The organism is Desulfobacter sp., from assembly GCF_050177295.1.
This window is the reverse complement of record NZ_JBFXHE010000137.1, coordinates 1-10,090: the sequence shown is the minus strand read 5'-3', so window position 1 is coordinate 10,090 and position 10,090 is coordinate 1. Positions and strand designations below refer to the sequence as shown.

5 protein-coding genes and 1 pseudogene are annotated in these 10,090 nt (G+C 44.7%); 5 read left to right on the top strand and 1 reads right to left on the bottom strand.

The window, feature by feature from the left end; genetic code table 11:
* Window positions 1-208: 208 nt before the first annotated feature.
* From AB7U36_RS11235 to AB7U36_RS11215, 5 genes and pseudogenes are all read left to right on the top strand, one after another.
* Window positions 209-672 (top strand): annotated as a pseudogene (locus AB7U36_RS11235) (sigma-54 factor interaction domain-containing protein); the annotation flags it as partial.
* Window positions 673-1,227 carry a helix-turn-helix domain-containing protein gene (locus AB7U36_RS11230; RefSeq protein WP_428159865.1) on the top strand — a complete coding sequence of 185 codons (555 nt, stop codon included), beginning with the start codon at window positions 673-675 and terminating at the stop codon, window positions 1,225-1,227.
* Between the two features lie 268 nt (window positions 1,228-1,495).
* The gene (locus AB7U36_RS11225) at window positions 1,496-3,808 is read left to right on the top strand and encodes a hybrid sensor histidine kinase/response regulator (protein WP_428159864.1); all 2,313 of its coding nucleotides are present in this window, start codon (window positions 1,496-1,498) and stop codon (window positions 3,806-3,808) included.
* Window positions 3,809-3,822: 14 nt separating this feature from the next.
* Window positions 3,823-5,811: a methyl-accepting chemotaxis protein gene (locus tag AB7U36_RS11220; RefSeq protein ID WP_428159863.1), complete on the top strand. Its 1,989-nt coding sequence runs from the start codon at window positions 3,823-3,825 to the stop codon at window positions 5,809-5,811.
* Window positions 5,812-6,277: 466 nt separating this feature from the next.
* A complete protein-coding gene (locus AB7U36_RS11215) occupies window positions 6,278-8,086 on the top strand; it encodes a 3'-5' exonuclease (RefSeq protein ID WP_428159862.1) in 1,809 nt (602 codons plus the stop codon).
* Between the two features lie 117 nt (window positions 8,087-8,203).
* On the opposite strand, the gene nhaD is transcribed toward AB7U36_RS11215, so the two are convergent.
* Window positions 8,204-9,484, bottom strand: coding sequence for a sodium:proton antiporter NhaD (gene nhaD / locus AB7U36_RS11210; protein ID WP_428159861.1), 1,281 nt, complete (start codon window positions 9,482-9,484; stop codon window positions 8,204-8,206).
* Window positions 9,485-10,090 lie beyond the last annotated feature (606 nt).

Genomic DNA, 10,090 nt, shown 5'->3' with positions numbered 1-10,090 from the left:
GTGTCGTAACATTGTGCATCATCAATCAGAGTCTTTATGTTTAGCTGCATCCGTTGGGCTCCTATGGTGAATTGGGTCAAAGAATTCACCCTCTACCATTATACGACCCTGAAACGCAACATGAGCCAAACCCTTTTGTTATGATGACGTCTATCTTCCGATTCAACGGGCGCTGCATTATCGAAAGGAAAAGATCGCGGCCCGGCAGTTGATTCCTTTGAAACGCGCCAAGATAATCGGAGAGTCCCCTGTTCTTCGGCAATGTCTGGATGAAGTGGGGAAGGCGGCCTCAACCGACGCCGGTGTCCTGATAACCGGAGAAACCGGTACAGGCAAGGAGTTGTTTGCAAGAGCGATACATGAAAACAGCAAAAGAGCAGACCGGCCTTTTGTGGCGGTTGATTGTGGTGCACTGACGGAAAGCCTTATTGAAAGCACCTTGTTCGGGCATGAAAAAGGTGCCTTCACAGGAGCCGCATCAAAACAAAAAGGCCTTATCCTGGAGGCAGACGGCGGAACGTTGATGCTGGATGAAATTGGAGATATGCCGTTATCCGTTCAAAAAAACTGTTGAGGACGCTCCAGGAAAAAACCGTGCGCGCGGTTGGGGGAAATAAAGAAATTTATGTTGATCTCCGGCTGATTTCTGCAACAAACCTTGATCTGGAAAAAATGGTGAAAAACAATCAGTTCAGGGAAGACCTTTTTTATCGGATACATGCCATGAGAATTAATTTACCCCCTTTGCGAGAAAGGGGGACGGATATTGATGAAATTATCATCAAAAAAATTCATGAACTGTCTGTCTATTATAAAGTTCGCGCAAAAGGTATTTCCTCGGAGTTTTTTGAAACACTTCGGCAAAACCCATGGCCGGGTAATATTCGGCAACTCATTAATGTGCTGGAATACGCCTTGGCTTCTGCCGGCAGTGATCCGACACTGGTCCCCAAACATCTTCCCCCGGAGTACAGGCTGGTCGGGATTGATTTTGACATGGCCGAAGAGAACGATACGACCCGGATGATTGACGAAGTCTTAACTTTTAATGGCGATTTTCCGCGGCTAAATGTATTCAGACAGACTTTGGAAAAAATATATCTGGAAAGACTGCTTAAAAAAGCCGACGGCAACCGTAAAACCGCATCCAGCTTATCAGGTATTTCCCAGTCGCAACTCTATACCCTGCTGGGCAAATATAACCTCCCCGGCTTTGGTTCCCAATAAAGAGACCCCCTTCTCTCTCGATCATCAAGTCTCAATCTTATTTTGATTCTTTTCTTATATTCCGGAAAACTGGAATTGAGTCATTTTTAAATATAGGAATATCCGTTTTTTTGCCATTATAAATAATTGCAAATTATTTATATAACTATCTATTATAATAGGTTATATTTTTTTATACTGTTTATTGGCATACTTTCTGCTTTCATAGGCTACATCTATAATTTTTAGTCCAATAATTTTGTATCGTATGTAGAGGATAGTACCAGACATGAAGGTTATTATATTCTGTTCAAGTCAATCCGAATTGAGTACGCCCCTTGAGTTGAGCCGCCCCATCTCTTTTTACAACAGACTTTTAGTGATATTCTTTCTGCAAATTTTTATACTCCTAATTCCCATTTCGCTTTATCGGACTTCTTTTGCCGGTCAGCCGCCTCGGGTATCTCTAACTTTTGCGGAAAATGACCGGCTGAAAAATCACACGTCCGACATTGAGCGCTGGTATAACAGCCACGGGCTGATCGGGTCTACCAAGATTTACACTCTGGTTGCGGGGGGAATTTTCCTGGGACTGCTGCTCCTGGGACTGGCCGCCATCTCCTTTTTTTTAAAACGCCGGTTAAATGAAAAAATAATCCGTCTGGATCAAAGCATGCAGCACGTCGTCCAGAGCGAAGCCAGATTCCAATCGCTTTTTGATTTACTACCTTTTTCCTGCACCGTGAACGACATGAGCGGACGGCTTATTCTGGCCAATGAATATTTTTGTAACACTTCCCAAAAACCGCTGGAAGAAATTATCGGTTTTACCATGGAAGAGTTGGGTAGAACCGTGGATCCTGAGGCAAAAAAAAGAATCGAAGCCGAAATAAAAAAGAACGGTTCTGTTAGTGGTGTTGAAATCGATGTCGTGCAAAACGGCAACACTTACCACATTTTGTTTTCAAGCTGCCTGATTGACTGGAAAAATGAAAAGGCCATACTCTCCTCCACGGTCGATATTACAAAGCGGAAACGTGCCGAAGAAGCCGTGAAACAAGGTGAGGAAAATCTTCGTGTCACGTTGAACTCCATTGGCGATGCGGTGATTGTCACCGATATAAGCGGACGGATTACGATCATGAACCCTGTGGCCCAGCAGTTGACGGGATGGAATGAAAAAGCGGCGGCTGAGCAGCCTTTTAAAACCGTTTTTAACATTGTCAATTCAAAGAGCCGCGATCCTGTTGAGAGTCCGGTACAAAAAGTGCTTTCAACAGGTAAAGTCGTCGGCCTTGCCAATCACACCATGCTGCTGGCCCGGGATGGTGCTGAGTACCAGATTGCTCACTCCGGTTCCCCCATCCGCAATGATCATGGTGACATCAAAGGTGTGGTGCTGGTCTTCAGGGATGTAACCGAGGCGTATAAAATGGCGGCGCGGCTCCGGCAGGCAGAGAAGATGGAGGCCATCGGCATACTGGCCGGAGGGATTGCCCATGATTTCAACAATATTCTATCCTCGCTTCTGGGATTTACCCAGCTTGCCAAAATGGAAGCAGGCGATAATGAAACCCTGAAAAAATATCTGGATTCAGTGTCTACATCCGGTCTGAGAGCAAGGGATCTTGTCAGCCACATTCTTACGTTCAGCAGAAAATCCGATGTCAAAAGGCGAAAAATATTAATCGACCCGATCATCAAGGAGACCTTGAAATTCATCCGGGCATCCTTGCCGTCCAATATCCGGATTCACCAGGACCTGAGGGTGAAACGTGCCAGGATAATGGGAGATACGACCCAAATCCATCAGGTTTTGATGAACCTGTTTGCCAATGCGGGTTACGCCATGAAAAATAAGGGCGGGAAGCTTGAGGTGGTGCTTGACATGATCGCCATCGACCGGACCGACACCATGCAATTTAATAAGATCAAACCGGGACTGTATTACAGCCTGATGATTTCCGATACCGGCTGCGGCATTCCACATGCCATTATTGACCGAATATTTGAACCCTTTTTTACCACAAAAAACAGGGGCGAAGGCACAGGTATGGGACTTTCCACTGTTTTCGGCATACTTAAAGAAATGGAGGGGGGGATCTCCGTATATAGTGAGGAAGGGATCGGCACCACCTTCAAAGTGCTCATACCGGCTCATGCGCAGAGCGAGCGGTTGGACACAACGCCTTTGGAAAGTAAACTGATATCCGGGGAGGGGAATATCCTGATCGTTGATGATGAGGAGCCCATCGTACAAAGCAGTCAAGGGATTTTATCCAGTCTTGGTTATTCGGTTACCGGCACCACCAGCAGCCTGGAGGCGCTGGAAGAGATTGAAAAAAAACCAAAATTTTTTGATCTGGTTTTAACAGATATGACGATGCCTGAAATGGACGGCCTTACACTCGCCCGCCGGATCAAGTCAATCAACCCTGAAATCCCCATTGTCCTGTGTACGGGCTTCAGTGAAGGATTGACAAAAGAGATGTGCCGATCAGTCGGCATCTGTGATCTGATCATGAAACCCATGATTGCCGGCGAATTATCCAACGCCGTAAATAGCGCCTTGAACAAGAGGCCTGGAAAGGAAACAAATTAAACAAAGGAAATATCATGAAAAAACTTACTTTAAAATGGAAACTTATTGTCAGCGGTATCCTTATCGCTCTGATTCCCTTATCTGTTGTGGGGATTTTTGCCATTGTCAAATCTTCCCAGGCCATCCGGGAACTGGCGGAGAGTCAAAGCCTGATGGCAGCTCAAAATTTTTCCACCATGGCAGACAATTTTGTGAAACAGGAAATCAAACTGGCCCAAAGCATGGCCGCATCTCCCGTTATTACTGACGCCATGGCAAATGCAGCTCTGGGGCAGATGGATGCCATAACAGCCTTGGATAACTATTTATTTTTAGAATTTCAAAAAATAGGCAACGGATATGATATGTTTTTTATTACCGATCCAAACGGTATGCTCATATCCGATACAGACCATGGTAATTCGAGAATAAAGAAAGTATCCGCTTCAGACCGGGACTATTTTCAAAAAGCCCGGTCCGGGAAAACCTCTATCGGCACTCCCGTGCTGTCCAAGATTACTGGGAACCCAGTCTTTGTTATTGCCGTACCCCTTAAAACCGATTTCGACAAATTTGCCGGGGTTTTTGCCCTGGTGGTTCAACTGAACGCTTTGTCCGATAAAATAACCCGGACCCAAATCGGTAAAACAGGATATCCGTTCTTAGTGGATAACACCGGCAATACCATTGCCCACCCGAACAAGGATTTGATTTTAAAGGCCAATATCGGTCTCCTTGAGGGGATGGAAAATGTTTCAAAGCGGGTGCTGAACAAAGAAAGCGGTGTGGAAAAATATCAATTTAAGGGAACTAAGAAAATAGCAGGATTCGCCCATGCTGATATAACTGAATGGTCCATTATCGCGACCCAGGATGAGGCGGAGTTCATGGCACCTGTTTATATGATCCGCAATATGGTGCTTGCAGCCGCAGGCTTGTTTCTGACGCTCACCGTCATCGGGGTACTTGTATTTGTCAGAGGCGTGATGGCCCAGCTTGGGCATGATCCTGCAGAGATTGTAAGGATTGCCGACAGCATTGCCAAAGGGGATCTGACAGTACGGTTCAACACGGGCGGGAAAAAAATTACAGGGGTGTATGAGAACATGAAAAACATGACCCAAAATTTAACCCGGATGTTCAAGGACATCTCCGAAGGGGTCCAAACGCTGAGCTCTTCTTCCACGGAGTTGTCCGCCATTTCCCAGCAGATGGCGTCAGGATCTGAGCAGACATCGGAAAAAGCCGGCAATGTATCTGCTGCAGCCGAGGAGATGTCCACCAGTATGAACAGCGTGGCCGCAGCAACCGAGCAGACCGCAACCAACCTGCAGATGATCGTGGCTGCAGCAGAAGAAATGTCCGCCACCATCAATGAAATTGCCGAGAATATCGCAACAGGAAACCAGACCACGTCACAGGCGGTTCATAAAGCCGAGGAGATTTCCAAAAAGGTCGCTGAACTTGGCCGGGCTGCCGCAGATATCAGCAAAGTGACGGAGACCATTGCTGACATATCCGAGCAGACCAATCTGCTGGCCCTGAACGCTACCATAGAAGCGGCAAGGGCTGGACAAGCCGGAAAAGGGTTCGCCGTAGTTGCAGCAGAAATCAAAGCCCTTGCCCTGCAGACAGCGGAAGCCACAAAAGAGATCGGTTCCAGAATCGGCAACGTTCAGACTGCTACCGGGGAATCTGTTTCAGCCATCCAGGAAATTGTAACCATAATTGATGAAATCAATAAAATTGTCACATCGGTCGCAGCCGCCATTGAAGAACAGACCGCCACCACCCAGGAAATTTCAACCAATGTTAGCCAGGCAGCAGAAGGCGTCCAGGAAGTCAATCAGAATGTCAACCAGGCCTCGACCATTGCAGGTGAAGTAACTCAGGACATCCATGCCGTCAATCAATCGGCCGAAGAGATTAAAACCGGAAGTATCCATGTGAACAACAGTGCTTGTGAGCTGTCAAGGCTGGCTGAAAGTCTGAACGAAATGGTCAATCGGTTTAAATTAAAATAGCAGCATAGCAGGCTTCACCCATAAGATCATGCCGGTATTAGGGCTCGGAAAAAAGGAAGCTTTGATTTATACGTGCGAGTTATCCATAGAGTATGTTAAAATAAATATTGATTACAGAATGTAACCTCTTTTCGACACGGTCCCCTCCTGTATGGGAGGGGGGCTAAGGGGAGGGAACCCCATTAAGGTGGGGTTCCTTTAAATGTCATAAAAATTTGAACATAAAAAAATGCCGTTAAACAGAAAAAATAAATTTTTATGGTTTACAGGAATCTCGCTTCTGCTCACATTTATTGTCTTTTTATCTATCATGGCGATTTTCTGGTGCAGGCTCCCCTCCCTAAGCCAGGACTTTTTATTTAAAATCATCAAAGAAAATGGGATCTACTTTTTTATCAGCTTCATTTTATTTTTTGAGCTCGTCGGCTTCACGATCTATGCTTTTTTGAATAATTTTTTTATTCCTTTGACAAAAATCCCTGATGAAATATCCGTCATTTTAACAGTTAATTCTTCCCACCGGATCAATATCGAAGCCGGAAACGAAATTTTAGCGATCTCAAAAGCCATAAACCTTTTTGCGGATCATTACGAAACGCTGCAAAAAAATATAAAAGAAGAGATAAACAGAAAAAGAGCCGAACTCGAAATAGAAAAAAATATGCTCGCATTATTTTTCGACGAGCTCCCGCAAGGCATAATCGCCTGCAACACAGAAGGCGAGATAAATCTTTTCAACAAAAAAGCCAAAATCTTAGAGGCTCAAAACCATATTATCGGAATCGGCAGATCTATTTTCGATATTATCGATAAAGACATAATATTGAATGCGCTTTATGAAATAAACGTAAAAAACCCTAAGAAACATGTAGCGGCATCGTCTTCTTTCATAACTTTAAGCCCCGGCAATGTTTTGATACAGGCGGACATCTCGCCGATAACGGATCGGCGTGACAATTTTGCCGGATTTATGGTCGTTTTTTATAACATAGGAAAAGACTTTGAGCTTTACGCAAAAATTGACAACATCTTCAAATCCACCGCAACCAAGGTTCTTACTTATCTCGATAAGATAAAAAAAGAGAAAATGACAACACCGGAGATCGCTGCCATCGAAGAAAATTTAAAAAAGTCCGAACAAGACTATATCGAGAAGATAAAAGAGCGTCTGCCGTTTCTGGTGGTTTCAGACAGGGACATCATAACTACTGTCCAGAAAAGAGCCGGAGAAAAGCTTAACATATCCCTAAAGCCTGAGTTCCCGGCTCATATAAACTGGATAAGGATCGAAACTTACTCTTTTATTAATGCTTTTTTATCTATTTTGACCATTTTGAAAAATAAGACTTTTAAAAAAACGTTTAACTGCAAGCTTTTTAAAGAGGCAAATTTTCTGGCAATTTTTTTTCATATTCCGGATGCCGAGAAAAATTTGGATATTTTTAAAGATGATCATTTTTTTTTAACGCTGAAAGATTTTGTGAACTATCATGAGGCGCAAATCAGTTTAAGTTTTAATGAAAAGAGCGAAAAAGGGCTAAAAATTCTGATACCGCTTGCAGAGATGAAAGAGCCGGAGGGTGTGCGCAACATCGTGATTGAGCGAGAGGCCTACGAGCGGCCGGATTTTTTCGATTTCGATCTTTTTACAAAGCGGAAAACCGATTCCAAATTAAATGATATGCGTTTAAAAGATATCGTGTATACGGTTTTCGATACGGAAACGACCGGTCTAGATACCAGAAATGACCAGATAATTTCGATAGGCGGGGTCAGAATCGTAAACGGCAGGATTTTATGCGGAGAAAAATTCAACCAGCTTATAGACCCGAAAATAAACATTCCGCTCGAATCTGAAAAATTTCACGGCATAAATGATGAGATGGTTAAGGGAAAGCCCGATATAAAAGAAGTTTTGCCGCTTTTTTATAAATTTTCCAAAGATACGGTTTTGGTGGCGCATAATGCGGCATTCGATATGAAGATGTTTTCTATGAAAGAGGCCCAAACCGGAATAAAGTTTGACAACCCGGTTTTAGACACCCTCCTGCTTGCCCTAATAGTTTATCCTATGCACGAAAAACATAATATGGCGGCTATCGCGAGTTTTGCCGGCGTTGATATTGTGGGACGCCACACAGCTATCGGCGATGCCTCGGCAACGGCCGGGATCTTTCTTAAGCTTATTCCGCTTCTTGCTAAAAAAGGTATTCACACTTTAAATGACGCGATCAACGCCTCTAAAAAGACTTTATACTCAAAACTGAAATATTAAAATTAGACATTATACCGATTTTTCGTAACCTATTGATTTTACGGGGACGCTTATTTTTAAAGATCTAATAGAATCAAGCATTTATCCCAAATCGATATAATGTCTATTTATTATTAATCAGCCATGGAACAGTTTGAACTGGATCAGGAATACCAAGATGCCTCCAATATAGCCAAGCATTGCCAGCCAGCTGATTTTTTTCACATACCAGAAAAAGTTAATTTTCTCCAGGCCCATGGCAGCAACGCCTGCCGCCGAACCAATGATCAGAATAGAGCCGCCGGTTCCTGCACAGAAGGCCAGGAAGGTCCACAGGAAATTATCCACGGGAAATTGATGCATATCATACATCCCCATAGATGCGGCCACCAGAGGCACATTGTCAATGATTGCACTGATGAGACCGATCAACGCAACGATAATGCTTTGTTGACCAATGGTCTTGTTGAGCCAGGTTGCCAGTGCCGTCAGAATATGGGTATTTTCCAGGATTGCCACAGCCATCAGAATACCGACAAAAAAGAGAATGGATGCCATATCTATTTTGGCCAGGGCATGCACTATGGTCAGGTGCTGCTTTTCTTCGTCGGGTTTCTCCTTGTGGACAAGCTCTGCCACCAGCCAGAGAACGCCAAGACCGGTCAGGATTCCCATAAACGGCGGCAAATGGGTTATCTCCTTGAACACCGGCACCATGACCAGTGCTCCTAAGCCGACAGCGAACACCAGGTCCCGTTGGAACTTTGTGGTTGTCCCGGAGCCATTCTTTTCTGCTTTTTTCCCCACAGACTTGCCTTTGAGCATAAAGCTGACGACAATCAGGGGAATAGCAAGATTTGCGACGGACGCCAAGAATACCGATTTGATGATCCCTAATGAAGAGATCTGGCCCCCGATCCACAGCATGGTCGTGGTAACATCACCAATGGGAGACCAGGCCCCACCTGCGTTGGCGGCAATAACAATAATTCCTGCAAAAATCAGGCGGTCCTCGTGATTATCCAATAGTTTTTTGGTCAATGATACCATGACAATGGTGGTGGTCAGGTTGTCCAGCATGGCGGAAAGAAAAAAGGTGACAATCCCGATGAGTACAATCAGAACACTCTGACTGGTGGTGGTGATCCGGGAGGTAATCACCTCAAATCCGTCATGGGCATCCACCAGCTCAACAATGGTCATGGCCCCAAGCAGAAAGAAGATAATCTGGGCGGTGGCCGCAAGATTTTCATTGAGTTGTTCCGTCACCAGATGATGATTGCCCGTGGTAACGGCGTAAATGGTCCACATGATGCCGGCGCCCAGCAGGGCGGAAGCAGATTTGTTAACCCTGAGCGGATGCTCAAAGGCAATGGCCGAATAGGCCAGAACAAAAACGATTACTAACAGCGTATGCATAAAGCCTCCTCAAGCTTAAAATACAAGAAGGGATTATAATACTATAATTTTTTATTACAATAGGTTAGTGAAATATGTGTTGTGCGCAGGAGGCTGTTGCGAACCATACATATAAAATGGCAAGCAAAGTTGAGTGGTTGCCTTTGCGTATCCCTAAAACCTGCTGATGGCAGCGACTCTGGCCTGGCTGGCCTTTGCCAGATCCACAGGGGAAATCTTAAACGTATCCGGGTATTGTTTCCGGGTCTATAAATGTTTTATATGAAACTAGAGACAAGATACAAGAAACAAGAGGGCGAAGCGCCTGCCGCGCCCATTTTAGCCCTGAATTGTTGGAGTCTTTAGTTTCATTGTTTGTTGTGGGCTTGCGGCCCATGTGGGTTATTTAAAAAGTATGCATTTTTATCTACAATGCCCAGCCAACTTCTAAAATAAATAAAAGGAAACTCGATATGTTTGACTACCCCTTATACCTGAAGCAGCTGACGGCAGGAGAGCCGGTCAACAACCCTTTTCTGGATTTTTTACAGATCAAGGCCGAGACGGTTGAAAAAGGATATGCCCGGTTCAGCATGAAAATACGCCCCGAATTTCTCCAGGGTGCCG

What these genes read in the sequence shown, in the direction of transcription:
- AB7U36_RS11225 (WP_428159864.1), top strand. Translation starts at nt 1,496, where the DNA reads ATGAAGGTTATTATATTCTGTTCAAGTCAATCCGAATTGAGTACGCCC.
- AB7U36_RS11220 (WP_428159863.1), top strand. Translation starts at nt 3,823, where the DNA reads ATGAAAAAACTTACTTTAAAATGGAAACTTATTGTCAGCGGTATCCTT.
- nhaD (WP_428159861.1), bottom strand. Translation starts at nt 9,484, where the DNA reads ATGCATACGCTGTTAGTAATCGTTTTTGTTCTGGCCTATTCGGCCATT.
- AB7U36_RS11230 (WP_428159865.1), top strand. Translation starts at nt 673, where the DNA reads ATGGTGAAAAACAATCAGTTCAGGGAAGACCTTTTTTATCGGATACAT.